Origin of the sequence: Streptomyces sp. NPDC002328 (assembly GCF_042890065.1) — a bacterium.
GTDB lineage: Bacteria > Actinomycetota > Actinomycetes > Streptomycetales > Streptomycetaceae > Streptomyces.
Genome location: NZ_JBIARQ010000015.1, coordinates 29,691 through 54,197, shown reverse-complemented (window position 1 = coordinate 54,197; position 24,507 = coordinate 29,691). Strand labels below are relative to the sequence as shown.

Here is a 24,507-nt window from a genome sequence, read left to right as displayed (position 1 = left end):
GACAGCGAGGTGACGGGGTGCTCTACCGCTCAGTACATTCGAAGTAAACCCTCGTTCACTCCGCGGCCCGTGCAGGCCGGTAAGGGGATCTCAGCTCATGACTGGATCGACTGGTACGAACGGCACGACCTCGGTGATCGTCGCGGGCGCCCGCACGCCCATGGGGCGGCTGCTGGGCTCGCTGAAGTCCTTCTCCGGAGCCGACCTCGGCGGCTTCGCCATCAAGGCCGCACTCGACCGCGCGGGCATCGGCGGCGACCAGGTGCAGTACGTGATCATGGGCCAGGTGCTCCAGGCCGGCGCGGGCCAGATCCCGGCCCGCCAGGCCGCCGTCAAGGCCGGAATTCCGATGAACGTCCCGGCGCTCACGATCAACAAGGTGTGTCTGTCGGGCCTGGACGCGATCGCTCTCGCCGACCAGTTGATCCGCGCGGGTGAGTTCGACGTGATCGTCGCGGGCGGCCAGGAGTCCATGACCAACGCCCCGCACCTGCTGCCGAAGTCCCGCGAGGGCTACAAGTACGGCGCGATCGAGATGCTCGACGCGATGGCGTACGACGGTCTCACCGACGCCTTCGAGAACATCGCCATGGGCGAGTCCACCGAGAAGCACAACACGCGCCTCGGCATCGAGCGCCCCGTGCAGGACGAGATCGCCGCCCTCTCCCACCAGCGCGCCGCCGCCGCCCAGAAGAACGGCCTGTTCGAGGCCGAGATCGCCCCGGTGGAGATCCCGCAGCGCAAGGGCGAGCCGGTCCTCTTCAGCCAGGACGAGGGCATCCGCGCCGAGACCACCGCCGAGTCCCTCGGCAAGCTCCGCCCGGCCTTCGCCAAGGACGGCACGATCACCGCCGGCTCCGCCTCGCAGATCTCCGACGGCGCCGCCGCCGTGATCGTGATGAGCAAGGCCAAGGCGCAGGAGCTCGGCCTGGAGTGGATCGCCGAGATCGGCGCCCACGGCAATGTGGCGGGCCCGGACAACTCCCTCCAGTCCCAGCCGTCCAACGCCATCCAGCACGCCCTGAAGAAGGAGGGCCTGGAGGTCGCCGACCTGGACCTCATCGAGATCAACGAGGCTTTCGCCGCCGTCGCCGTCCAGTCAATGAAGGACCTGGGCGTGTCCACGGAAAAGGTGAACGTCAACGGCGGCGCCATCGCCCTGGGCCACCCGATCGGCATGTCCGGCGCCCGGCTCGTGCTGCACCTGGCCCTGGAGCTGAAGCGGCGCGGCGGCGGCGTGGGCGCGGCGGCCCTGTGCGGCGGCGGCGGCCAGGGCGACGCACTGATCGTGCGGGTGCCCAGGGGCTGAATCACCCCTTCGGCGGCGCTCGGAGGCCTTTCTTTCGTGAACGGAGCTGTGATGCAGGACGTCTCCTCGCTGGTCGCCCAGGCCAGGGAAGGCCGGCCGCGGGCCGTGGCCCGGCTGATCTCCCTGGTGGAGGGGGCGTCCCCGCAGCTCAGGGAGGTGATGGCGGCGCTGGCCCCGCTGACCGGCAACGCCTATGTCGTCGGCCTCACCGGCTCGCCGGGCGTCGGCAAGTCCACCTCGACCTCCGCGCTGGTCACGGCGTACCGCAAGCAGGGCCGGCGGGTCGGCGTCCTGGCCGTCGACCCGTCCTCGCCCTTCTCCGGCGGCGCCCTGCTCGGCGACCGCGTCCGGATGTCCGATCACGCCTCCGACCCGGGCGTCTACATCCGCTCCATGGCCACGCGCGGCCATCTCGGCGGCCTCGCCTGGGCCGCCCCGCAGGCGATCCGCGTGCTGGACGCGGCCGGCTGCGACGTGATCCTCGTCGAGACGGTGGGCGTGGGCCAGTCGGAGGTGGAGATCGCCTCCCAGGCGGACACCTCCGTGGTCCTGCTCGCCCCCGGCATGGGCGACGGCATCCAGGCCGCGAAGGCCGGGATCCTGGAGATCGGCGACGTCTACGTCGTCAACAAGGCGGACCGGGACGGCGCCGACGCGACCGCCCGTGAGCTGAACCACATGCTGAGCCTCGGCGAGGCCCGCGGCCCCGGCGACTGGCGTCCGCCGATCGTCAAGACCGTCGCGGCCCGCGCGGAGGGCATCGACGAGGTGCTGGAGGCGCTGGAGAAGCACCGGGCGTGGATGGAGGAGCGCGGGGTCCTGGCCGAGCGCCGCCGCGCCCGCGCCGCCCGCGAGGTGGAGGCGATCGCCGTCACGGCCCTGCGGGAACGGATCGGCGACCTCCACGGCGACCGCCGCCTCAGCGCGCTGGCGGACCGCATCGTCGCCGGCGAACTGGACCCGTACGGGGCGGCGGACGAGCTGGTGACGGGGCTGACGCGGGGGGAGTAGGCGGGAGCGGGCGCGCCGAACGCGGGACGCCGGGTGCGCGGCGGGCCCCCGCGCCGGGTTCTGGTCCGGTGCGGGGGCCCGTCGCGCGGTGCCTGAGCGGGGCGTCAGGCGTCGTCGCCGTCGGCGGTGTCGTCCTGGTCGGAGGCCTGGTCGTCGGCCGTGTCGTCGCGGTCGTCGTCGTCGCGGTCCGCGGTGAGCTGGGCGCCCTTCAGGCCCACCGTCCAGTCGTGCTCCTTGGCCGCCGTGTCCGTGGTCTCCACGTGCCAGCCGCCCTTGCCGGGGGCGCCGGCCTCGCCGTCCTCGTCCAGGTCCACCGAGGTGACGGTGCCCTTCGCGGCGGCGGTCTTCGCCGCCTCGGCCGCGGTGACCCGGGCGTCCTTCAGCAGGGCGCGGGCCTCGCGTACGTCGTCGGCGTCGTCCCGATCGGTCTCCTTGCCGAGGATCCGGCCGTCGGCGGGGTCCACGCGGACGGTGTACGAGGTGTCGCCCTCGCCCAGCACGTCGACCTCCCAGCCGCGGTCCGCGCCGTCGTCGAGGTCGGCGGAGACGGCCGTGCCGGGCTGCGCCTTCAGCGCCGCCGCGATCGCCTGCTCGGCGCCGACCTTCACCTGGTCCGCCCGGACCTCGGCCTGCGTGGTGCCGCGCACGTCGTCGTCGGCGACGGCGACCGCCGTGCCGCCCCCGATCGCGACGGACGCGGCGACGGCGGCGATGACGAGCTTGCGCTTCATGGTGGTTCCTCCCGAGTGCGGTCGTTTCACGTTGTTCACGTTGTTCGACGGCGTTTCGTGCTGTTCGCCGTCGACGGGAACCACCTTCGCCGACCCACGCTGAGGGGAACCTGAAGGCACCTGAAGATCGCTTCAGGTGGCGTCTGGAACTCTGGTGGACATGCGTCTGTTGATCGTCGAGGACGAGAAGCGACTCGCCCTCTCCCTGGCCAAGGGCCTGACCGCCGAGGGCTACGCCGTGGACGTCGTCCACGACGGCCTGGAGGGCCTGCACCGCGCGAGCGAGTCGCAGTACGACCTCGTCGTCCTCGACATCATGCTGCCCGGCATGAACGGCTACCGCGTCTGCTCCGCCCTGCGCGCCGCCGGGAACGACGTCCCGATCCTGATGCTCACCGCCAAGGACGGCGAGTACGACGAGGCGGAGGGCCTGGACACGGGCGCGGACGACTACCTGACCAAGCCGTTCTCGTACGTCGTCCTGGTCGCCCGGGTGAAGGCGCTGCTGCGCCGCCGCGGCCAGGGCGCCGGGGCCTCGCCCGTGCACGTCCTCGGTGAGCTGAGGGTCGACACCGCGGCCCGCAGGGTGTTCCTGCGGGAGGAGGAGGTGACGCTCACCGCGAAGGAGTTCTCCGTCCTGGAGCAGCTGGTGGTGCGGGCCGGCGCGGTGGTGTCCAAGTCGGAGATCCTCGACCACGTCTGGGACTTCGCGTACGAGGGCGACCCCAACATCGTCGAGGTGTACGTGAGCGCGCTGCGCCGCAAGCTGGACGCCGGGCTGATCCGCACCGTGCGCGGGGCCGGGTACCGGCTGGAGCGGCCGGAGCGTCCGGCGGCCCCGGGGGAGGGGCGGTGAGGCGCCGGCTGGGCTCCGTCCGCGCGCGGGCCACCCTGGGCGCCACGCTCGTCGTCGCCGTCGCCCTGGTGGCCGCCGGGGCGGCCGTCCTGCTGTCGCTGGCGTCCAGCCTGAGCGGGCAGGCGAGCACCGAGGCGGACCGCACCGCGCGCGAGGTGGCCGCCGAGCTGGCCGCCGGACGGTCCTACGACAAGCTGTCCCTGGACGACGACGACCGGCCCGTCCAGGTCGTCACCGAGGACGGCGCGCTGGTCGCGGCCACCGAGGGCCTCGAACGGATCAGCGGGACGGGGACGGACGCGGTACGGCCCACGGCGGCTCCGGTGCCGGCGGCCACCCCGGACGACGAGGCAGAGGGCGCTGGGGGCGCAGAGGGCGCCGAGAGCGCCGAGAGCGCCGAGAACGACACTGACGACGGCACCGATGACGCCGCCTCCGGGCTGCACCCCGGCGAGATCGGCGAGGACACCTCCTACGCCGAGGGCTCGGCCATCGTGGACGGCGACACCGCCGACTACCGCTTCGCCACCGTCTCCGTCGAGACCGCCGACCGGGGCGCCCTGACCGTCCACGCCGGCGCGCCCCTGTCCACCGAGCGCAGCGCCGTGGGCACCGCGCTCACCGTCATGCTGATCGGCTTTCCGCTGCTGCTGGCCGTCGTCGCGGGCGTGACCTGGCTGGTCACCCGGCGGGCGCTGCGGCCTGTCGAGGGGATCCGGCGCGAGATGGCCGCGATCACCGCGTCGGCGGACCTCGCCCGCCGGGTGCCCGAGCCGGACACCCACGACGAGGTCGCCCGGCTCGCCCGCACGACGAACGAGACGCTGACGGCGCTGGAGAGCGCCGTGGAGCGGCAGCGCCGGTTCGTCGCCGACGCCTCCCACGAACTGCGCAGCCCCATCGCCTCCCTGCGCACCCAGCTCGAAGTGGGCGCGGCGCACCCCGAGTTGCTGGACGTGCCGGGGGCCGTCGCGGACACCGTGCGGCTCCAGGACCTCGCCGCCGACCTGTTGCTGCTCGCCCGGCTGGACGCGGGGGAGCGGCCCGCGGAGACCCGGGTCGACCTGGCGGCGCTGGTGCGGGAGGAGGCGGCGCACCGGACGGGCGTGACGGTGGACGCGGAGCCGGTGGAGGTGGCCGGATCGCGGGGGCAGTTGGGGCGGGTGCTCGCCAACCTGCTCGACAACGCGCGGCGGCACGCGCGGGCGGAGGTCTCGGTGTCGGTGCGTCGGGAGAGCCGGCGGGAAGGGGAGTGGGCCGTCGTCGGGGTCGCCGACGACGGTGAGGGGGTGCCGGAGGCGGACCGGGAGCGCGTCTTCGAGCGGTTCGTACGGCTGGACGCCGCCCGCAGCCGGGACGAGGGCGGGGCGGGCCTCGGCCTGGCCATCGCCCGTGACGTGGCGGAGCGGCACGGCGGCACGCTCACGGTCCGGCAGGCGACGGCAGGCGGAGCCCTGTTCGAGCTCCGCCTGCCGGTCGTGTCCTAGACCGCTGTTGCGCGCGGGGGCGCTACGGGCGTCCCCGCTCGCCGCGGAGGTGGTCCGCGACGGGCTTCAGGGCCCGGTCGAGTTCGGCGAGGGCCTCCTGCGGGAGCAGGTCGATGAAGTGCCGCCGCACGGACGCCACATGGTGGGGCGCGACCTTCTGCATCGTCTCCATGCCGTGCTCGGTGAGCACCGCGTACAGACCGCGGCGGTCGGACTCGCAGTTCTCCCGGCGCACCAGATCGGCGTTCTCCATCCGGGTGATCTGGTGCGAGAGGCGGCTCTTGGACTGGAGGGTGGCGGAGGCGAGGTCGCTCATCCGCATCCGGACGTCCTCCGACTCGGAGAGGTTCACCAGGATCTCGTAGTCGTTCATGGTCAGGCCGAACGGCTGGAGGTCCTTCTCGAGCTGGTACGTCAACAGCCTGTTGACCTCCAGGTGTGTGCGCCAGGCGCACTGCTCCGCATCGGTCAGCCAGCGCGTGGCCGTTTCGGTCTCCATAAGTGAAGTCTACCTAAAATGTTGAAAGGCGAACTAGTGAGGGTGGTGTGACGGCGTGCACGCGTTCGACGTCACACTCCGCAGACTACCGCTCACAGCCCGAAGCGACGCTGGAGGTCTCCCAGCTGTCCGGGAAGGCGCGGTACCCCGGCCTGCCCGCCGTGAGCGCCGCCGGCCCCGCCGCCGGGAACCCCCGGCTCGTGCGGAACCGCACCCGTGGCCTGCTCGGCCATGAGGGTCTCCGAGGACTGGAGCAGCACCGTCCCGGCGCCCACGAACTCGAACTGGTGCTCCTCCCCGGACGCCCCGCCCAGGCCCGTCAGCGCACGTAGGCCGCCCATCACGCCCGTCATGTACCCGTGGTCGTAGTGATGACAGGGCGAGGGGCAGTCGGCCCAGCCGACGAGCGCCTGGGGGTCCACCCGGATCGGCGGTTCCATGAACACCACCGGGCCGTTAGATGCGGCCACGAACTTTCCGGTTCCGATCAGCGTGAGGAAACCCGGCACGATCGACTGCTTCAGCGACAGACTTGGCTGAAAAGCGAGCAGATTGCCCGCGCGAATGGTCAGATTGCCGTCTTCCACATCGTACGAGTTCACATCGAAGGCCCGGTCGGCGAGGAGCATCTTGCCCGAACCCTCGGCCACGACCCAGTCGCTCGCGTGCAGAGGCGAATGGAACGACGTGCGCACCAGACGGTCCAGTCGGCCGTGTCCGACGCCGTTGAAGTCCATGGAGCCGTAGTAGGCGATCATCTTCCCCTTCTGGAGGAACCACTGGCTCCCCTTCAGCTCCACACAGAAGGTGTACGGGTTGACGTTGTCGTCGACGGGCAGCGTCATCGGATCGAAGACGGCGGGGCCCGTGCCGGGGTAGGTGGTCACAGCTTCTCCTCCGACGCCTGGACGTACACCGCGCCGCTGCCGCTCAGCTCCAGCTGGAACGCCTCGCCGGAGCCCCGGCCCACCATGTCCCGCCAGCCGAGGGCCGTCGAGAGCTTGTTGCGCACATCGCCGTGGTGGGCGACGTAGGCCTGCGGGTCGACGTGCACCGGGCGCTGGGGGGTGATGGGGACCTCGAAGACGCCGCCGTGCGCCATCACGGCCACCGCGCCGTGCCCCTTGAGGGTCGTGGTGAACAGGCCCTGGCCGCTGATCTGGCCGCGGACCATGCCCATGACGCCGCCCTGCGAGCCCATGAACATCGTGCCCTGCTGGAGCGTGCCCTCGAACGCGAGCAGGCGGTCCGCCTCCACGTACAGGGTCTCGCCGGTGAGGTGGATGATCTGGATGTGGTGGCCGCCGTGCCCGAACAGGACCGTGCCGCTGCCCTCCACCGACATCAGCGGGGTGTCCTCGTCGGCGAGCCGGCGCCCGATCATCGACATCACCCCGCCCTGCCCGCCCTGCATGTTGGGCGTGAAGGACACCTCGCCCTTGTAGGCGAGCATCGCGCCGCGCTGACTGAACAGCCGCCCGCCCGGCAGGACCGTCGCCTCGATCATCCTGGAGTTGATCTCACGGAAGGGCATGTCACACGTCCCCCGCGATCGTGTTCCGCTCGCTCGGCTGCACGTACACGAGCCCGTCCCCCTCGAACCTGATCTGGAAGGCCTCGCCGCCGCCCTCGCCCAGGAACGTGCGGAACGTCACACCGGACTGGAAGGACTGCCGGACGTTGCCCTGGTGCGCGACGTACGCCCCCGGGTCCACCGTCAGCGGGTACTGGGGGCTGACCCGCAGCACCACCGCCGGCCCGTCCGAGGTGATCGCCGCCTGGCCGTGCCCCTCGACGGTCGTCGTGAACAGGCCGTTGCCCTGGGAGGCGCCACGCATGCCGGTGAAGCTCGTCCCCGTCCGCAGCCCGGCGTCCGTCGCGAGCAGATTGCTCGACTCGACGTACAGCGTGTCGCCCTGGAGCCGCACGAGGTTGATCTCGGAGGCGCGGTCGGCGAACCAGCACGTGCCCTGCCCCCTCACCTCCATCACCGTCATCTGCTCGCCGGTGAGCCGCCGGGTCACCATCCCCCGCAGGCCCTCGCCGCCGCCGCTCATCTTCTTGAAGGCCATCTGCCCGTCGTACGCGACCATCGAGCCGTTCTTCGCCTTCACGGCGTCCCCGGTCATGTCGACGGCGAGCACCTTGCTGCCTTGAAGTCGAAACATCGCCACGCAGCGAAGGTAGCCTCCCGGAAGCCCGACCGACAGATCCCGAGGGGGGAGATCATCCCTGATCGTCCCCCTAAGGGGTGTCCGACGACCGGGCCCGGACACGCCCTAGAGGGACGAATCCGACGTCCTGCTCTTTCTCGACTGGTGCCTCTTGCCGATGATCCCGACGCAGACCCAGGCCGCGAAAAGGACACCCGCGGCGCCGTAGCCGAAAGGGGAGCCCGTGAACACCAGTCCCATGAGCACCGCGATCATCAGGATGATCCCGGGCCCGGAGGACAGGGCGGCGTCAACCCTCAGAAGCCGGCGCACCCCGGTGGAGGAGGTGTCCGACGCTGACTCATTCATGAACTCGTCCTTTGCTTGCTGACCTGTCTGCCGACTTCGCCGTGGGCGCCCCGAGGCGCCCGCGTACGGGGCGCGTCGTAGACGATGCTGGCGGTGGCGGTGCCGGACTCGGTGCCCGGCGTGCCCCGGAGGAGGCCGGGGCGGGACGCCGGTACCCATGGCCGTCCGACCCCACCCCGGTCCCGCGCCGCCCCGTTCGTTTGCCACAATGGGCGAACGCTTGTGCGTGCGTTCACAAGCCGCCCCCGATTCTCGACGCATCCCCACCGAAGGTGACCCGTGGACCTCAAGACAGCCTCCGCCCTCCGCCGCCTGCGCCTGGTCTCCATCCCGGAGGGCATCTCCTGGATCGTCCTGGCGGTCTGCACGATCATCAAGTACACCGTCGCCGAGGGCTTCGACGCCGCCCCGGTGCTCGGGCCGATCCACGGCGTGCTGTTCGTCCTGTACGTGATCTTCTGGGCGGACGCCTGGAACCGCGCCAAGTGGGACGCGAAGACCGGTGCGCTCTACTTCGCGTACTCGATCATCCCCGGCGGCGGCTTCATCGCCGACCGCAGGCTGCGCCGCGAGGCCGAAGACGCCGTCATCGCCTCCCGCGCCCGGCGCGAGGGCGTGGTGGAGGCGTCGTGATCGTCGCCTTCTCCGTCACCCCGCTGGGCGTCGGCGAGGAGGTCGGCGAGTACGTCGCCGACGCCGTCCGCGTCGTCCGCGAGTCGGGCCTGCCGAACCGCACCGACGCCATGTTCACCTCCATCGAGGGCGAGTGGGGCGAGGTCATGGACGTCGTCAAGCGCGCCGTCGCCGCCGTCGAGGCGCGCGCGCCGCGTGTCTCCCTGGTCCTCAAGGCGGACATCCGCCCCTCGGTGACGGACGGACTGACGTCGAAGGTGGACACGGTGGAACGCCACCTGGCCCAGGCCGGGGAGTGACCCGGCTCCACGGGTGATCCGCCCGGGAGGCGTTGACGTCAGCGCCTCCCGGAGCTCCGCCGCAGGTACTGCCGTACCGCCCGCTGCGCCACCGGCCCCAGTTCCTCCAGCGCGCCCACCAGCGTTCCCAGTTGCTCCAGCGCGTCCAGCGCCGCCGTCGCGCCCTCCGTGTCGACGCCCTCGTACAGTTCGAGGCCCACGAACGAGGCGGCGACCGCGCGGGCCAGGCCCGCCGGGTCGGTGAACTCGCCGAACGGCGTGCCCGCGAGCACCCGCACGAGGACCTTCTCGATCTCCACGATCCACAGGTCCAGCCCCGCCGCCGTCGCCGGCCCCAGCGTCTCGTGGGTCTGCGCGCCGGCCAGCAGCTGGCCGAGGCGCGTGACATGCCCCTCGGCCCGCTCGCGCTCATGGATCTCCCGCCCGAGGGCGAGCAGTTCCGACAGCGAGCCGACCGTCTCGAAGCGGGCGCGGTAGCGCGACACCGACCGCTCCGCGCCGTACCGGCAGGCCGCCGCGAGCAGTTCGTCGACCGAGCCGAAGTGGTAGAAGACCAGCGCCTGGTTGACCCCGGCGGTCGCCGCGACCGTACGGGCCGAGGTCTTGGCGATGCCCTGCTCGGTGAGCGTGCGCAGCGCCCCCTCCAGCAGCTTGGCCTTCGTCTTCAGCGACTTGGCCGTCTCCGCGCTCACGCGCGCGCCTCCTCGCGCACCGGCCGCAGTCCCGGCCGCACGCCACACCTGCGGACGTCCGAGTAGGCGGCGGTGAAGGAGCCCTCGTAACCGAACAGCGGACCGAAGTACCGGTTCACCACGGCGACCCGGATCCGGAACCGGCCGGCAGCCTCGTCGTACGACTCCCGCACCTCCGCCGTCGCCCCGATCAGCTCCGGCACGCGCACGTCCACGATGCCCTCCCGGAACCGGTGCTCCCCGGAACGGATCAGCAGGGAGCCGTCGGGCTCGGCGTGGAAGCGCAGGTCGGTGGCGAGGTGCTGATGGGTGCCGAGGTAGTCGAGGACGCGGTCGCCCCGCGGGCCGAGCACCATCTGGGCGTCGAACCGGCGGGCGCGGCCGGGCAGGTCGAAGGTACGCACGAAGGTCACCGTCTCACGGCCGAAGGAGTCGGCGTACGGCACGTTCTCGATGACGAACGGCACATCGCGCCCCGCGCGCGGGACGAGGATGTTGCGGGTGGCGCCCAGCGCCAGGAACGGCTTCACGAACGCCCGTCCGTGCCAGACGCGATCCATCACCCCGCGCCCCGTGCACATCTGGCCGCTCGTGAGGCCCACGGAGAAGCGCCGCCGCAGCTCGGGGTGCAGCCGGTCGAACTCGGCGCCCATCGCGGCACGGAAGATCGAGGTCATCGCGGCGTCTCCAGGGCGTTCAGCAGACGCGGCGCACGCACGCGTGTGGGCGGCCGGCGCAGACAGCGGCGGGCCGCCGGCGTGGTGGACAGCGGCGCCTTGAACAGCGCCAGGCACACGGCGACGCTCAGCAGCAGGGGGCACGCGTACGCCATCGACGCGGCGAACGGGCCGAGCAGCCGGAGCGCGGACTCCAGTCCGAGCCCGGTGCAGGCGACGGCGACGACCAGGGCGCGGACGGCGAGTTCGGCGAGCCAGTTCAGCAGCGCGCGCTCCGGAGTGACGCCCCGCTCCAGCCACAGCCGCAGCCGGTCGAAGGACCAGGCCGTCGCCCAGCCCATCAGCGGACGGAACACGAGCCGGTCGGCGAGCGCGCCGAACGCGCCCCAGCGGGGGCGGTAGTCGTAGCCGGTGAGGAAGCGGATCCCGTCGCCGTCGGGTACGTAGCGCCAGTAGCCGCTGCCCTCGGCGAGCAGGGAGAGCGGGTGCGGGGAGGCGAAGCGCAGCGCGGAGGTGCGGGTGCCGTCGGGTCGCTCTCGTTCACCCGCCGAGACGCCCGTCCCGGCGATCTTCAGGAACGGCGTCACACGCGTGGCGTACCGGAACCGCTGCGGCTCGTCTTCCACCCGTGGGAGGTAGTCGATCTCGCTGAAGCGCAGGTCCCAGCGTTGGTGCTGGTCCGGCTGCTGCGTTCGCGCCCACAGGTCGTCCAGGTCGGCGCGGATCCGTGTCTCGACGTACAGCCCCATGCGATCCCCCCAGGTCGGGCCAGGTTTGAGCGATCGCTCAAATACGTTGATAGGACGGTACACCCGTTTGAGCGATCGCTCAAACGGGTGCGGTTCCCATGGTTTTCAGCTCGCGCGCGCTGGCTAACCTCTCCGGGAATCGATCAAGTCCGCCTGCGGGGCGGACCTTCGGGCGGAGGCGAAGTGGCAGGTCGGCACAGGCCGGGACGGGCGGGCAAGGCCGTCGCGGCGGTGGTATTGGCGGTGTCGTTGGCAGCGACGGGCGACGGCGACACGGCCAGGCGCGCGGACGTCGGGTGCGCGCCCGCGCGCGGCGCGCTGACCATGGACGACCTGCCCGCCGGGTCCTCCGCGCTCGACTGCGCGGCCGTCGGACGCCTCCTCACCCACGAGGGCGCCGGCGTCACGGTCCCCGAGCCGGGCATGAAGGTGACCGTCGACTCCCTGTCCGTGGACGGCTCCCGGCACGGCTTCACCGTCGAGGTCGCGGCCGACGGCACCGTCTCCTACGCCCTGGCGGCCGACCCCGGGGCCGAGGAGCACCACGCGCGGGCGGCCGCCCCGGCCGCCCCGGCCGAGCCCGCCGCCGCCCGCCGCGCCGCCTGCGCGGACGGCGCCTACGCCGTCGCCGACCACAAGGAGTACGGCACCTACGACTGGTGGATCGGCGACGACGCCCTGCCCGGCAACGTCTCCGCCGCCGAGGCCCACCGCGCCTTCGACGGCGCCATCGGGACCATCACCGGCACCCGCAACAAGTGCGGGTTCGGCGATGTGGTCGCGGCGCGGTCCAAGTACCACGGACGGACCCACCACGAGGCCGACATCGACCAGCAGGCCCGCTGCGTGTCCCGGGACCACGTGAGCGTCTGGGACGCCGGGGTGCTCAGCCCCGGCGTCGTCGCCACGACCTGCTCATGGAGCCGCGCGATGCCCAACGGCCAGCCGGACTGGCTGAAGGAGGCCGACGTCCGCTTCAACACCAGGGACTACACCTTCACGAACAATCCCGCCGGCGACTGCAAGAACGCCTACGACATCCGCAGCGTCGCCACGCACGAGGCGGGACACGTCTTCGGCCTGGCCCACGTCGGCTCCGGCCACGAGGCGCAGACCATGTACACGAACTCCTTCGCGTGCACCACGGGCGCCCGCACGCTCGGCCGGGGGGACGTCCTCGGGCTGCGCGCCCTGTACTGAGCGCCGGCTCTGTCGGGGAGCGCCGCACGCCGCACGCACGCGTGTGCTCCCCGCGCCCGCCCGCCTCACGCGCCGTCACGCGCCTCACGCGCCGCCCGAAGCCAGCGCCATCCCCAGCGGCGTCCGCTCGTACAGCACCTGGTGGCCGTAGCGGCGGGCGGCCAGCAGGCCGGAGTCGCGCAAGACCGTCAGGTGCGCGGAGACCGACGACGGGGCGAGCCCGAGGCGGTGGGCGAGGGCCGTGGTGGTCGCCGGGTCGTCGAGCGCGGTGAGGACGGCGGCCCGGCCCCGCCCCAGGAGCCGTACCAGCGTGTCGGGGGAGCGGTCGGCGGGGTCGGCCCAGAGCCCCGCGATGCCGCGCGCCGGATAGACCAGGGTCGGCTGCCAGGGCGGGTCGAAGGTGCTGACCACGTCCGGCCTCACGAACACGCTCGGCATCAGCACCAGGCCCTGCCCGCCGAGACGCCGCTCGTGCTCGCCGTTCGACTCGACGGTGAGGGTGCCGGCCCGCCAGCCGCACCGCCGGTGGATCTCCGGCAGCAGCCCGCCGAGCCCGACCTCGGCGAGACGCCGTGAGTGGAAGGTGACGTCCGCCTCCAGCAGGGCCCGCAGCCGGGGCCAGTCGGGCGCCAGGAGGGCGTGCCACACCCGTTCCAGCAGGTCGGTCAGGTCACGGATCATGCGCTCGGGGTCCGCGAGCCAGGCGCGCGCCAGCGGATGGTCCAGCGCGCCCGGGGTGTCCGCGAGCGAGCGGGCCGAGTCCTCCCGGGCGGCCTCCGGGTCGGCCGCGCGGACCTGCGCGATCTCCTCCTCGAAGGAGGACGTGGGGCCGGCCGGCGGCGGGCTCAGCCAGTCGGGGGAGTGGCCGCGGCGGGGCATCAGCAGCCAGAGCCCCGTCAGGTCCAGCCCCGCGGCGGCCTCCCGGATCCGGCGCAGCCAGGGCGCGTGGTAGCCGTGCCGGTCGGGCCGCTTGAGGGTGCGCACGGCGTCCTGCGTCTCCCACAGCGGGGACACCGCGAAACGGCAGCGCAGGAAGTCGTCCTCCCCGAAGTGCAGACGAGACGGCAGCGCCCCTCACCCCTTTCCGGTGCTCCCGCGCGCGGCGCACCGGCAGGGGCCAGAAGATTCGGCTGTCGCCGAAACTCTAGGCCGCGGGGCACGGCACGCGCACGCTGCTGCCCATGCCCGAACAGCCCACGACCGCCAACGATCAGCCGGCGACCGCCACCGATCAGCCGGCGACCGCCAACGCACGGCCCGCGACCGCCACCGATCAGCCGGCGACCGCCAACGCACGGCCCGCGACCGCCACCGAACAGCCCACGGCCGCCACCGCACGGCCTCCCGGTTACGCCCGCGTTTTCGCCGTGCCCGAGTTCCGCGCCGTCTTCGCCGCCCATCTGCTGTCCCTGCTCGGCGTGGTCGTCGCCGAGATCGCCCTCTCCGTCCTCGTCTACGACCTCACCGGCTCGCCCCTGCTGAGCGCGCTGACCTTCGCCCTGGGCTTCCTGCCGTACGTCGTCGGCGGCACTCTGCTCGCCGGGGTCGCCGACCGCTACCCGGCCCGCCGGGTGCTCGTGGTGTGCGACCTGGTGTGCGCGGCGTGCGTACTGCCGATGGCCGCGCCGGGCACGCCCCTCGTCGCCCTCCTCGCCCTGCGCTGCTGCCTCGCCGTGGTGTCGCCGGTGTTCGCCGGCACCCGGATGGCCACGCTCGCCGACATCCTGGGCGACGGCGACCTCTTCGTCCTGGGCCGCTCCCTGCTGCGCATCACCTCGCAGAGCGCGCTCCTCGCCGGGTACGGCCTCGGCGGACTGCTGCTCACCGCGGCCTCCCCGCGCCAGGCGCTCCTGGTGACCGTCGGCACCTTCCTCGCCTCCGCCGTCCTGCTGCGCCTCGGCACGCGCCGGCGGCCCGCCCGGACCCGGTCGGGCGGCGCCCTGGTCACGGAGTCCCTCAAGGGCGCCCGGCAGATCCTCGCCGACCGCCGGGTGCGCGTCCTGATGCTGCTCTTCTGGGTGCCGCCGATGTTCACGGTCGCGCCGGAGGCGCTCGCGGCCCCGTACGCCGACGACCTGGGCGCCGGTCCGGTCGGGCTCGGCCTGCTGATGTGCGCGCTGCCGGTCGGCACGATCGCCGGCGAGCTGTACGCGGGCGCGCGCCTGCGTCCCGCGGCCCGGGAGCGGATCGTCCTCCCCCTCGTCTGCCTCACCCTGCTGCCGTACCTCGGCTACGCCCTGCGCCCCGGCCTGCCCCTGTCCCTCCTCCTGCTGGCGCTGGCCGGCGCCGGCTCGGCGTACACCCTCGGGCTCGACCAGTGGCTCGTGCGGGCGGTGCCGGAGGAGCTGCGCGGGCGGGCCATGACGCTGCTCACCGCCGGGCTGATGACGGTCCAGGGCCTCGGGATGGCCCTCGCGGGGGTGGTGGCCGAGTTCGTCGGGGTGACGGCGGCGGTCACCGCCGCGGGCCTGGTGGGGACGGCGTGCTGCGCGGTACTGGCGTGGGAGGCCCGGCGGACCGAGGGCCGAGACGGGGCTGACCGGGATATGACCGACGGGTAGGGTCTGGTGCCGTGCCGAAGCCGCTCAGCCTTCCCTTCGACCCCATCGCCCGCGCGGACGAGCTCTGGAAGCAGCGCTGGGGAAACGTGCCGTCCATGGCCGCGATCACCTCGATCATGCGCGCCCACCAGATCCTGCTCGCCGAGGTGGACGCGGTCGTCAAGCCGTACGGGCTGACCTTCGCGCGGTACGAGGCGCTGGTGCTGCTCACCTTCTCCAAGGAGGGCGAGCTGACCATGTCGAAGATCGGCGAGCGGCTGATGGTCCACCCCACGTCGGTCACGAACACGGTGGACCGCCTGGTCAGATCGGGCCTGGTCGCCAAGCGCCCCAACCCCAACGACGGCCGCGGCACCCTCGCCTCCATCACGGAGAAGGGCCGCGAGGTCGTCGACGCCGCCACCCGCGACCTGATGGCGATGGACTTCGGCCTCGGCGTGTACGACGCGGAGGAATGCGCCGAGATCTTCGCGATGCTGCGCCCGCTGCGGGTGTCGGCGCACGATTTCGACGAGGACTGACCCCCGCCGAGATCGCCCGGAACGGGTCGTTACGCTCGTCGGCATGAAGAAAAGCGTGTTCACCCGCTACCGCGTCATGGCCTACGTCACCGGTGTGCTGCTGGTCCTGCTGACCCTGGGCGTCATCGCCAAGTACGTGTTCGAGCTGGACGGCGCGGAGAGCTTCACGCGCGTGGTGGGCATCGCGCACGGCTGGCTCTACATCCTCTACCTGGTCTTCGCCTTCGACCTGGGTTCCAAGGCGAAGTGGCCGGTGAAGAAGCAGCTCTGGGTGCTGCTGGCCGGGACGGTCCCCGCGGCGGCCTTCGTCGTCGAGCGCAAGATCAGCCACGAGCTGGAGGCCGCGTTCGCCGAGGACTCCCCCGCGGTCGCTAAGGCCTGAGAGGCCGGCCGCCAGGCCTGAGGGCCGGCTGGCGAAGGCTGAAGATCACCGCCGTACGGCACGTGCACGCGCACGCGTACGGCGGTCTCCCATCGACATTTACTAGGACGTCCTAGTAAATTCGAAGCATGGACGCTGACGCCATCGAGGAGGGCCGCCGACGCTGGCAGGCCCGCTACGACGCCTCGCGCAAGCGGGAGGCCGATTTCACCACGCTCTCCGGCGATCCCGTGGAGCCGGTGTACGGGCCACGGCCCGGTGACACGTACGAGGGGTTCGACCGGATCGGGTGGCCCGGGGAGTACCCCTTCACGCGCGGGCTGTATCCGACCGGGTACCGCGGGCGGACGTGGACCATCCGGCAGTTCGCCGGGTTCGGGAACGCCGAGCAGACCAACGAGCGCTACAAGATGATCCTCGCCAACGGCGGCGGGGGTCTGTCCGTGGCCTTCGACATGCCGACGCTGATGGGCCGCGACTCCGACGACCGGCGCTCGCTGGGCGAGGTCGGGCACTGCGGGGTCGCCATCGACTCCGCGGCCGACATGGAGGTGCTGTTCAAGGACATCCCGCTCGGGGACGTCACCACCTCCATGACGATCAGCGGGCCCGCCGTGCCCGTCTTCTGCATGTACCTGGTCGCTGCCGAGCGGCAGGGCGTCGACCCGTCGGTGCTCAACGGCACGCTCCAGACCGACATCTTCAAGGAGTACATCGCGCAGAAGGAGTGGCTCTTCCCGCCCGAGCCGCATCTGCGCCTCATCGGTGACCTCATGGAGTACTGCGCGGCCGGCATCCCCGCCTACAAGCCGCTGTCGGTCTCCGGCTACCACATCCGCGAGGCCGGAGCGACGGCCGCGCAGGAGCTGGCGTACACGCTGGCGGACGGATTCGGGTACGTGGAGCTGGGGTTGAGCCGCGGGCTCGACGTCGACGTCTTCGCGCCGGGGCTCTCCTTCTTCTTCGACGCGCACCTCGACTTCTTCGAGGAGATCGCCAAGTTCCGCGCCGCGCGCCGGATCTGGGCCCGCTGGATGCGGGACGTCTACGGCGCGAAGAGCGACAAGGCGCAGTGGCTGCGCTTCCACACGCAGACGGCCGGCGTCTCCCTGACGGCCCAGCAGCCGTACAACAACGTGGTGCGCACGGCGGTGGAGGCGCTCGCGGCGGTGCTCGGCGGCACCAACTCGCTGCACACCAACGCCCTCGACGAGACCCTGGCGCTGCCGAGCGAGCAGGCCGCGGAGATCGCGCTGCGCACGCAGCAGGTGCTGATGGAGGAGACCGGCGTCGCCAACGTCGCGGATCCGCTGGGCGGTTCGTGGTTCGTCGAGCAGTTGACGGACCGGATCGAGGCCGACGCCGAGGCGATCTTCGAGCGGATCAAGGAGCGGGGCCTGCGGGCGCACCCCGACGGCCGTCACCCGATCGGACCGATCACCTCCGGCATCCTGCGCGGGATCGAGGACGGCTGGTTCACCGGCGAGATCGCCGAGTCCGCCTTCCGGTACCAACAGGCGCTGGAGAAGGGGGAGAAGAGGGTCGTCGGCGTCAACGCGCACACCGGTTCGGTGACGGGCGACCTGGAGATCCTCCGGGTCAGCCACGAGGTGGAACGCGAACAGGTCCGTGCACTCGCCGCACGGCGAACGTCACGGGACGAGACGGCGGTCCGAACGGCCCTGAACGCGATGCTGACAGCGGCACGCGACGGCGCGAACATGATCGCCCCCATGCTCGACGCGGTACGCGCCGAGGCGACCCTCGGCGAAATCTGCGACGTGTTGCGGGACGAGTGGGGGGTGTATACGGAGCCGGCGGGGTTCTGATCCGCTCGTGGCGGAGCGGGCAGATGGGCCTTGCCCCCAAAGAGTGGACATCTGTTCGTGTCGTTATGCGGCAGTGTGATGGTAGCTGACTGCTGTTCGTAGGCGATCGGTGCCTGTTGTTCGTTCGCCGAGTGCCGTCGGCGGGTGTTGTAGCGGGTGGTCCAGCGGAAGACTGCCAGGCGGCAGGCGCGGGCGCCGTCGAAGCGGCGGGTGCCACGGAGCGTCTCGCGTTTGAGGGCCGCGGTGAACGCGACTCGGCGAGTGCGTTGTCCGCGCTCCTTCCGGCCGTGCCCATGGACTGCCTGTCTCCCAACTCGGCGCAGGCGTAAGCGAATTCGCGGGAGGTGTACTGCCTGAACTCAACCGGTCGTCGCAACACCGGCTTCCTGTAGCGATAGTAGGTGCTCAGTGAGGGCTTCAGCAGGTGTCTTCCAACCGAGCGTTTTCCGGGGCCTGCTGTTGAGAGCGTGAGCAACAGCATCGAGCTCGTCGGCGTCCCATCGCGACAGGTCTGTTCCCTTGGGAAAGTACTGACGCAGAAGTCCGTTCGTGTTCTCGTTGGTGCCCCGTTGCCAGGGGCTGTGCGGGTCGGCGAAGTAGACCTGCAGCCCGGTGTCGACGCCCAGTTGGGTGTGCTGGGCCAGCTCCTTGCCGCGGTCCCAGGTCAGCGAGCGGCGTAGTTGCTCGGGCAGCGTGGTGATCGTGCCGATGATTCAGTAGTGAGCAGGGAAAGACCGTTAGCCCGGCTCCTCCGCGCGAACGGAGGAGCCGGGCTGCCTGCCTGGAGCCGTCCCTAATGGGTTTACCGGCGGTTCTAACCAGCGAACTTCGACGTGTAGACCTGCATGCCGGGGATGTGCAGGGTGCCGCCGAACTGGCCGGCCTGGACGACCTTCACCTTGGTGAAGTAGATCAGCGGGATGTTCAGCGGCGGCGGGTGCTCCGGGCTGAACGTGACCGGGATCAGGCCGAACAGGTTCCCCGAGATGCTCTCGGTGTACATGATCGTGTCGCCGTCGGTGATCGTGGACGTCGTGCCCGAGCCGGCCTGGACGTGGTAGGTCACACCGTTCTTCTTGTCGTTCACCGTCTGGTGCAGGTCACCGATGTCGGTGCCGTCGCCGATGACGTACTTCAGGACCTTCTTCTTGGTCCCGTTCGCCGTCTTCACCTCGACGACGCCCTGGTAGTCGGCGCCCTTCAGCAGCAGCGAACTGGCGTTCAGGTACCACGGGTCGTCCGCCAGGAGCACTTTGTTGTCGACGCCGGAATCGGCGGCGTCCTTGACGACGGCGCAGTCCTCGAGGTCCTTCGTGGCGCTCGCGGACGGGCTGGGCGAGGCGGAGGGGGAGGCGTCGGCGTCGTCCTTCGCGTCGTCGTCCTTCGCGTCGGAGGCCGCTTCCTCCGTCTCCTTCTCGGTCTCGTCGGCCTTGTCGTCGGCCTTCTGCCCGGTCTCCTCCACCGTGTCGGTCACGGCGTCGGAGGTGTCCTCGGCCGTGTCGGAGGCGCTCTTGTCCGCGCTGCTCTTCCCGGAGCCGGCGGTGCCCGAGGTGCCCGACTTGGCCCCGGAGGAGCCGGAGTCCGCGGCGGACGGGGAGGCCGACGGCGACGGGCTCGCTTCGGCCGTCTTGTCGGAGCCGCCGATGCCGCCGCCGTCGAAGATGTCCACGACGGCGTCGCCGATGGTCTCCAGGACGTTCTTGTCGGTCTTCTCGGTCTCGGCGGGCGCCGGGCTCGCCGTCGCGGTCTCACCGGAGGACGGCTCCTGCGCGGAGGCCGACGGGGACGGGACCGGCTTCTCGTCGGAACCTGAATCCGACGAGGAGGAACCGCCGCCCGACGACCCCGAACCCGAAGAACCCGAGCCCTTCGAGCCCGACGGGTTCTTGGCGCCCCCGGACTGCTCGGAACCGGAGTCCGACGCGTCGCCCTTGGCGTCGCTCCCGGAGTCGTCGGCGCCCTTGGAGGCCGACGGGGAGGCCGAGGCCGAGGGAGAGGCGGAGGCGTCCTCCAGGGCCGTCAGACAGTCCTTGTAGTCGTCGGCCAGCTGGCTGTTGGACGTCGGCTGGTCGTCGGCGACGGCGAGCGTCGGCGTGAACCCCATGCCCATGAGGACGGCCGTGGGCATCGCGGCCATGGCTATCGCCTTGCCCGCCGGCATGTGGAAGCGGGTGAACAGCGGCTTCTTGGGCGCCGCGTGGCGCCCTCCGCCTCTCGACCGCTCCTGGAGGGCCGAGTCCTCGCCGAGGACCTCGTCAGCCGACACGGTGCACTCCGTTCGGCTCGTCCGCCCGGACGGGGTTCTGCGCGTCGCCGTCGTCCCGCTTGTCCAGCGAGTACGACGGGCCGGACTCACCGGCGACGGGCCGCGGGCCGGCCTCGGGGGCGCCGTCATGGGCGGGAGCGGGGGTGAAGCCCTTGGGCTCGGCGCCCTCGGGCGCCGGGTTGCCGGGCGCCCAGGAGAGGGCGAGCGCTCCGCCGACCAGCGCCAGCAGGAAGCCCAGGATGAAGCCGCCGATGTTGGAGACCACCAGGGAGACCAGCGCGAGGAGGATCGCCGCGATGCCGGCGAAGACCCGGGTCGCCTGCTGGAACCACATGGTCAGACCCAGGGTGACCAGCAGCACGCCGATGATCAGCGAACCGGCGCCGGCGGTGGTCGCCATGGTGAGCGACATGGTGCCCAGCTTGAGCGTGGCGTAAGGGAAGTAGGCGATCGGCAGACCGCCGAGCAAGGTGAACAGGCCCGCCCAGAAGGGCCGGTCGCCCCGCCAGTCACGGAACCGCAGACGCAGCCGGGCAAAAGTCCCGGCGCTCTGGCCCGGAGTCTCGGCACTCATGGAAAACAGCTCCCTGGGTCCGGGTTGGGTACATACCGGCTCGGCCGTGGCATGGAGAAGCCGGAAGGTCTCTGGGTGTGTGGGTGCGCCCGGCGCGCAGCACCGGGTGGGGGTGCGGGGCGGAGGAGCGACCGCTCCTCCGCCCCGTCCTGGCGGCTCAGCCGGCCAAGGTCATCCTGACGGCACAAGCCGTCAGTAGCACTCCATCTTGGGGTCCGCACCGAGGCGCATCGACAGACCGCTGAGCTTGAACGTGCCCGCCGTGGTCGCCCACGCCGTCTGCTTGACTCCGTAGAGGTCGGCCGACTGCGCCTGCTGGGCGAAGCCGCCCGGCAGCACGCTCTCGCCCTCCTTGACGGCGGGGCCACGGGTCTTGTCCTTGACCGCGACGCCGATGTCGATGTTGGTGAACGTCGCATCGGCGTCGAGTTGCGCGACGTCGATGTAGAGGTTCTTGGCGACGACCGGCTTCTCGTTCCCCGCCTCAAGACGCAGGTAGAACGTCTTGTTGAGGACCGGGATCGTCGTCTTGACCGACTGACACATCTTGGTGATCGTCGCGTCTTCGAACGACGAGACCGCGACCGGAACCTGCGTCTTGGTCTTGCCGTCGACCGAGGTGTAGACGCTGTCGATGCCGCCGTACTGGGCGAATCCGTCACCGTGCAGGTGGTCGGCCGTCACCTTGAACTGCTGGCCGGACACGCTGAACGAGGCCGCGAGTGCGCCCTGCGCCAGACCGACGCCCACACACGCTGCCGCGGCGACGCTGGGCACCATGACCACAGCGAAGCGCTTCCATCTGGTCCCGCCACGCACCTGGGACTCCATATTTCCTCCTTCTCGGACGTACATCCTCTGGCTCCGGCTCGCCTCCGAAGCGGCGGCCGAGCCGGGCAGGGATGGGAGAAGTGCTACGTCCTCGGGAAGGGGAGCGCCCGTACCCGAGAGGCGCGAACCGCGCTTCGGATCACCGGCGATCACCCCCGAGCGACAACCACTGGTCGCGCCTGACACGCATCACGCACAACCCTGCTGGACAGGCTTCACCGAGCGGCGAAGACCCCCCTGCCCAAGAGCCGACGCCACTGTCGTCGGCTCTGCTCGGTGGGGACCCAGGAAATCCGTTGAACCCAACCGGCTGTCGGGGTACGGAATTGGACCGAGCGTGGCCGATCGTGGTGCATTCTCGCCGCCCGCACAAGGGGGTTCGTTACTGGCTAGTAACGGCCGGATAACCGAACAACGACCCACAGGTCTCGGCCCACAACACTCGGTGGCAATCATGCCCAGGACAAAACTATTGATCGCTGGACAGAATCCGACAGATCCGCGCCCCTGACTTACTAGCAGTAACAGCGGCCGCGATTACCAAGATTTGGTAAAGCGCGGCCGCAGGGGCATCTCGTGGGCAGAAATTTCACTCCGGCATCACAGGCCCCGGCGTTTAGCGACTGGTCAGCACCGGGGTCCCCGTCCGCCTCAGAACAGGGCGCGCGCCAGAGCCCTGCGCGCCGCGGCCACCCGCGGATCCTCCGGACCCACCACCTCGAACAGCTCCAGCAGGCGCACCCGTACGGCGTCCCGCTCCTCACCGGCCGTACCGCGCACGGCGTCGATGAGCCGCCCGAAGGCGTCCTCGACATGACCGCCCACCAGATCCAGGTCCGCAGCGGCGATCTGAGCCTGTGCGTCCTGCGGCTTCTCGGCGGCCTCCCTGCGCACCGCCTGCGGGTCCATGCCCTGCACCCGCTGGAGCAACTCGGCCTGCGCGAGACCGAGTTTGGCCTCGGTGTTGGCCGGGTCGTCGTTCAGCACGTTCTGGTAGGCGCGCACCGCGCCCGCGAGGTCGCCGGCGTCGAGCGCCTGAACGGCCGCCTCCAGCAAGGCGTCGTACGGTCCGGCCGGCGCCTCGGCGGGCTCCGGGCGCTCGCCGGGCAGGGCGTCCGGGTCTACCGTCAGACCGGTGAGCCCGAAGCGCTGCTCGGCGACGGCCACCAGCTGATCGAGCGTCTGCCGGATCTGCGCCTCTCCGGCGGCCCCCTGGAAGAGCGGCAGGGCCTGCCCCGCGACGACGGCGAAGACGGCCGGGATGCCCTGCACCCCGAACTGCTGCATCAGCATCTGGTTGGCGTCGACGTCGATCTTGGCGAGCAGGAAGCGCCCCGCGTACTCGGTGGCGAGCCGTTCCAGGACGGGGCTCAGCTGCTTGCAGGGCTGGCACCACTCCGCCCAGAAGTCGATGACGACGGGCACCTCGGCGGAGCGCTGGATGACGTCGCGCTCGAACCCCGCCTCATCGACGTCGATGACGAGTTCGGCGGGGGACACCGCACCCGCCCCGCCCTGCCGGGCGCTTTCGGCGCGCGCCTGCTCCGCCTTCGCCTTGGCCTCCTGGGCCGCCTTCACCGCGGCGAGGTCGACGACTCCGCTCATGGACATGTTCCGTGGCTGCATGCGTCTATCCTCCCCCGTTCCCGCGCGTGCGTGAAAAGCGATCCGAAAACGCGCCGGGTCCCCACCCCGCGTCACACGATCGCGACCCGTGTACGTCCGTCACGAGCTTCCGCTACGAGTCGTAGCGTAATGGTCCCGGGGGCCCGCGCGGGGGCGCTTTCCGGTGATCTCCCTCACTGCGAACAAGCCCGAAGCGGGCGGTTATGGTCGAACCATGCAGAGCCGCACTCCCGCCAGCCGTACCGGACGGCCGCGCAGCGCCGCCGCGGACGCGGCGATCCTGGCCGCGACGCGGGAGGCACTGGTCGAGCTGGGCTGGTCGAAGCTGACCCTGGGAGACGTGGCGACGCGAGCCGGGGTCGCCAAGACGACGCTCTACCGCCGCTGGGCCGGCAAGAACGAACTCGTCGTCGACGCCGTCGCGGAACTCTTCGACGAACTCGAACTCCCCGACCGCGGCAGCCTGGCCGCCGACATCGAGGGCGTGGTCCTCCAGTTCGCGGCGATCCTCGCCCTCCCGGAGGCCAGGAGCGGCCTGATGGCGGTGGTCGCCGAATCCACCCGCGACGACGCACTGCGCGCCCGCATCCGCTCCTCCATCGTCGACCCCCAGAAGGACCTGGTCCTGGAGGGCCGAGCCCGCGCCCAACGACGCGGCGAACTCCCCCCGGAGACCGACCCCGCGGAAGCCTCCCGCACGGTCGACCTCATCTTCGACGTGGTCGCGGGAGCAGTGGTCCACCGCACCCTGGTAAGTGCCGAACCGGCGGACGAGGAGTGGGTGCGGAGCTTCACCAGGGTGCTGCTGCTGGGCCTGACCGGCTGAGGTGCCCCGATCCAGCCCATCCGGCGTTTGAGGACGAGCGTTTCGTGACAGTGCCGCTACAGACCATCGCCCTTTCGTCGAGCGGAGGAGGGTCTAGCCTCCCGCCAAAACGTTGGGGAGGCAACGCGAGGAAGATTCGTCTGATCTGGCTGGGCTGTGCGCTGGCATTCGCCGCAGCTCAGTTGTTGCCGCTGTGAAGATCGATGACAGTGCAGGAAATGCGGTGAATGCTTGCTGTCCCGCTCGCGTGGGGCGGTGGGGGGGGGGGGGGGGGGGGGGGGGGGGGGGCGGGGGGCGCCCCCCCCCCCCCCCCCCCCCCCCCCCCCCCCGCCTGAGCCCATGCGCCGTGTTACTCCGTCGGAGCGGCCAGAGTGCCGCCGAGGATAGGTGATCAGGCGTCGCCAACTACGGCTTCCTCATGCGCAG

26 protein-coding genes and 1 pseudogene are annotated in these 24,507 nt (G+C 71.4%); 12 read left to right on the top strand and 15 right to left on the bottom strand.

Annotated elements, in window-relative coordinates; genetic code table 11:
• Window positions 1-97: 97 nt before the first annotated feature.
• Window positions 98-1,309, top strand: a complete 1,212-nt coding sequence (locus ACFYX4_RS30210; RefSeq protein ID WP_389339936.1) for an acetyl-CoA C-acetyltransferase — start codon at window positions 98-100, stop codon at window positions 1,307-1,309.
• A 51-nt stretch (window positions 1,310-1,360) separates the two neighbouring features.
• Window positions 1,361-2,320, top strand: coding sequence for a methylmalonyl Co-A mutase-associated GTPase MeaB (gene meaB / locus ACFYX4_RS30205; protein WP_389339934.1), 960 nt, complete (start codon window positions 1,361-1,363; stop codon window positions 2,318-2,320).
• Window positions 2,321-2,424: 104 nt separating this feature from the next.
• Here the strand turns inward: meaB and ACFYX4_RS30200 are convergent, their stop codons facing one another.
• Window positions 2,425-3,051: a PepSY domain-containing protein gene (locus tag ACFYX4_RS30200; protein ID WP_389339932.1), complete on the bottom strand. Its 627-nt coding sequence runs from the start codon at window positions 3,049-3,051 to the stop codon at window positions 2,425-2,427.
• Between the two features lie 160 nt (window positions 3,052-3,211).
• Between ACFYX4_RS30200 and ACFYX4_RS30195 the strand changes: the two genes are divergently transcribed.
• Window positions 3,212-3,907: a response regulator transcription factor gene (locus ACFYX4_RS30195; protein WP_389339930.1), complete on the top strand. Its 696-nt coding sequence runs from the start codon at window positions 3,212-3,214 to the stop codon at window positions 3,905-3,907.
• Window positions 3,904-5,394 carry a sensor histidine kinase gene (locus ACFYX4_RS30190; protein ID WP_389339928.1) on the top strand — a complete coding sequence of 497 codons (1,491 nt, stop codon included), beginning with the start codon at window positions 3,904-3,906 and terminating at the stop codon, window positions 5,392-5,394. The genes ACFYX4_RS30195 and ACFYX4_RS30190 overlap by 4 nt, the downstream gene beginning before the upstream one ends.
• 22 nt (window positions 5,395-5,416) lie before the next feature.
• Here ACFYX4_RS30190 and ACFYX4_RS30185 read toward each other — a convergent pair whose 3' ends face one another.
• From ACFYX4_RS30185 to ACFYX4_RS30165, 5 genes are all read right to left on the bottom strand, one after another.
• Window positions 5,417-5,893: a MarR family winged helix-turn-helix transcriptional regulator gene (locus ACFYX4_RS30185; RefSeq protein WP_389339926.1), complete on the bottom strand. Its 477-nt coding sequence runs from the start codon at window positions 5,891-5,893 to the stop codon at window positions 5,417-5,419.
• Between the two features lie 92 nt (window positions 5,894-5,985).
• On the bottom strand, window positions 5,986-6,780 hold the full coding sequence (locus ACFYX4_RS30180; RefSeq protein ID WP_389339924.1) for an AIM24 family protein: 795 nt from the start codon (window positions 6,778-6,780) through the stop codon (window positions 5,986-5,988).
• Entirely contained in the window at window positions 6,777-7,427 is a 651-nt protein-coding gene (locus ACFYX4_RS30175; protein WP_389339922.1) for an AIM24 family protein, read from the bottom strand. Before ACFYX4_RS30175 ends, ACFYX4_RS30180 begins: the two co-directional genes overlap by 4 nt.
• Before the next feature lies 1 nt (window position 7,428).
• Complete coding sequence (locus ACFYX4_RS30170; protein WP_389340190.1) at window positions 7,429-8,061, bottom strand: AIM24 family protein; 633 nt, start codon at window positions 8,059-8,061, stop codon at window positions 7,429-7,431.
• A gap of 111 nt (window positions 8,062-8,172) precedes the next feature.
• Window positions 8,173-8,415 carry a hypothetical protein gene (locus ACFYX4_RS30165; RefSeq protein ID WP_389339920.1) on the bottom strand — a complete coding sequence of 81 codons (243 nt, stop codon included), beginning with the start codon at window positions 8,413-8,415 and terminating at the stop codon, window positions 8,173-8,175.
• A gap of 279 nt (window positions 8,416-8,694) precedes the next feature.
• Here ACFYX4_RS30165 and ACFYX4_RS30160 point away from each other — a divergent pair, with 279 nt between their 5' ends.
• Together ACFYX4_RS30160 and ACFYX4_RS30155 are read left to right on the top strand one after the other, a co-directional pair.
• Complete coding sequence (locus ACFYX4_RS30160; protein ID WP_389339918.1) at window positions 8,695-9,048, top strand: DUF3817 domain-containing protein; 354 nt, start codon at window positions 8,695-8,697, stop codon at window positions 9,046-9,048.
• Window positions 9,045-9,347: an MTH1187 family thiamine-binding protein gene (locus ACFYX4_RS30155; RefSeq protein WP_389339916.1), complete on the top strand. Its 303-nt coding sequence runs from the start codon at window positions 9,045-9,047 to the stop codon at window positions 9,345-9,347. Before ACFYX4_RS30160 ends, ACFYX4_RS30155 begins: the two co-directional genes overlap by 4 nt.
• 38 nt (window positions 9,348-9,385) lie before the next feature.
• Here the strand turns inward: ACFYX4_RS30155 and ACFYX4_RS30150 are convergent, their stop codons facing one another.
• Genes ACFYX4_RS30150 through ACFYX4_RS30140 form a run of 3 tightly spaced genes read right to left on the bottom strand, consistent with a single transcriptional unit; the run spans window position 9,386 to window position 11,465 of the window.
• Window positions 9,386-10,039: a TetR/AcrR family transcriptional regulator gene (locus ACFYX4_RS30150; RefSeq protein ID WP_389339914.1), complete on the bottom strand. Its 654-nt coding sequence runs from the start codon at window positions 10,037-10,039 to the stop codon at window positions 9,386-9,388.
• The gene (locus tag ACFYX4_RS30145) at window positions 10,036-10,716 is read right to left on the bottom strand and encodes a DUF4166 domain-containing protein (protein WP_389339912.1); all 681 of its coding nucleotides are present in this window, start codon (window positions 10,714-10,716) and stop codon (window positions 10,036-10,038) included. Before ACFYX4_RS30145 ends, ACFYX4_RS30150 begins: the two co-directional genes overlap by 4 nt.
• A complete protein-coding gene (locus tag ACFYX4_RS30140; protein ID WP_389339910.1) occupies window positions 10,713-11,465 on the bottom strand; it encodes a hypothetical protein in 753 nt (250 codons plus the stop codon). Before ACFYX4_RS30140 ends, ACFYX4_RS30145 begins: the two co-directional genes overlap by 4 nt.
• A 243-nt stretch (window positions 11,466-11,708) precedes the next feature.
• Here ACFYX4_RS30140 and ACFYX4_RS30135 point away from each other — a divergent pair, with 243 nt between their 5' ends.
• Window positions 11,709-12,665 carry a matrixin family metalloprotease gene (locus tag ACFYX4_RS30135; RefSeq protein ID WP_389339908.1) on the top strand — a complete coding sequence of 319 codons (957 nt, stop codon included), beginning with the start codon at window positions 11,709-11,711 and terminating at the stop codon, window positions 12,663-12,665.
• A gap of 84 nt (window positions 12,666-12,749) precedes the next feature.
• Here ACFYX4_RS30135 and ACFYX4_RS30130 read toward each other — a convergent pair whose 3' ends face one another.
• A complete protein-coding gene (locus ACFYX4_RS30130; RefSeq protein WP_389340188.1) occupies window positions 12,750-13,733 on the bottom strand; it encodes a DUF5937 family protein in 984 nt (327 codons plus the stop codon).
• Between the two features lie 113 nt (window positions 13,734-13,846).
• Here ACFYX4_RS30130 and ACFYX4_RS30125 point away from each other — a divergent pair, with 113 nt between their 5' ends.
• The 4 genes from ACFYX4_RS30125 (at window position 13,847) to ACFYX4_RS30110 (ending at window position 17,958) form a co-directional block, all read left to right on the top strand.
• On the top strand, window positions 13,847-15,226 hold the full coding sequence (locus ACFYX4_RS30125) for an MFS transporter (RefSeq protein ID WP_389339906.1): 1,380 nt from the start codon (window positions 13,847-13,849) through the stop codon (window positions 15,224-15,226).
• Between the two features lie 11 nt (window positions 15,227-15,237).
• Window positions 15,238-15,747 (top strand): MarR family winged helix-turn-helix transcriptional regulator, encoded by a 510-nt coding sequence (locus tag ACFYX4_RS30120; RefSeq protein WP_389339904.1) that lies wholly within the window; start codon window positions 15,238-15,240, stop codon window positions 15,745-15,747.
• Between the two features lie 43 nt (window positions 15,748-15,790).
• Window positions 15,791-16,129 (top strand): DUF3817 domain-containing protein, encoded by a 339-nt coding sequence (locus ACFYX4_RS30115; protein ID WP_389339902.1) that lies wholly within the window; start codon window positions 15,791-15,793, stop codon window positions 16,127-16,129.
• 128 nt (window positions 16,130-16,257) lie between these two features.
• A complete protein-coding gene (locus ACFYX4_RS30110) occupies window positions 16,258-17,958 on the top strand; it encodes a methylmalonyl-CoA mutase (RefSeq protein ID WP_389339900.1) in 1,701 nt (566 codons plus the stop codon).
• Between the two features lie 359 nt (window positions 17,959-18,317).
• Here ACFYX4_RS30110 and ACFYX4_RS30105 read toward each other — a convergent pair.
• The 5 genes and pseudogenes from ACFYX4_RS30105 to ACFYX4_RS30085 all read right to left on the bottom strand — a co-directional run.
• A pseudogene (locus tag ACFYX4_RS30105) lies at window positions 18,318-18,662 on the bottom strand (IS30 family transposase); the annotation flags it as partial.
• Between the two features lie 110 nt (window positions 18,663-18,772).
• Window positions 18,773-20,224 carry a hypothetical protein gene (locus ACFYX4_RS30100; RefSeq protein ID WP_389339898.1) on the bottom strand — a complete coding sequence of 484 codons (1,452 nt, stop codon included), beginning with the start codon at window positions 20,222-20,224 and terminating at the stop codon, window positions 18,773-18,775.
• Entirely contained in the window at window positions 20,214-20,798 is a 585-nt protein-coding gene (locus tag ACFYX4_RS30095; RefSeq protein ID WP_389339896.1) for a DUF6114 domain-containing protein, read from the bottom strand. The genes ACFYX4_RS30100 and ACFYX4_RS30095 overlap by 11 nt, the downstream gene beginning before the upstream one ends.
• 192 nt (window positions 20,799-20,990) lie before the next feature.
• A complete protein-coding gene (locus ACFYX4_RS30090) occupies window positions 20,991-21,629 on the bottom strand; it encodes a DUF6230 family protein (RefSeq protein ID WP_389339894.1) in 639 nt (212 codons plus the stop codon).
• 651 nt (window positions 21,630-22,280) lie between these two features.
• Window positions 22,281-23,255: a tetratricopeptide repeat protein gene (locus tag ACFYX4_RS30085; protein ID WP_389339892.1), complete on the bottom strand. Its 975-nt coding sequence runs from the start codon at window positions 23,253-23,255 to the stop codon at window positions 22,281-22,283.
• 214 nt (window positions 23,256-23,469) lie between these two features.
• Between ACFYX4_RS30085 and ACFYX4_RS30080 the strand changes: the two genes are divergently transcribed.
• Window positions 23,470-24,081: a TetR/AcrR family transcriptional regulator gene (locus ACFYX4_RS30080; RefSeq protein WP_389339890.1), complete on the top strand. Its 612-nt coding sequence runs from the start codon at window positions 23,470-23,472 to the stop codon at window positions 24,079-24,081.
• Window positions 24,082-24,507 lie beyond the last annotated feature (426 nt).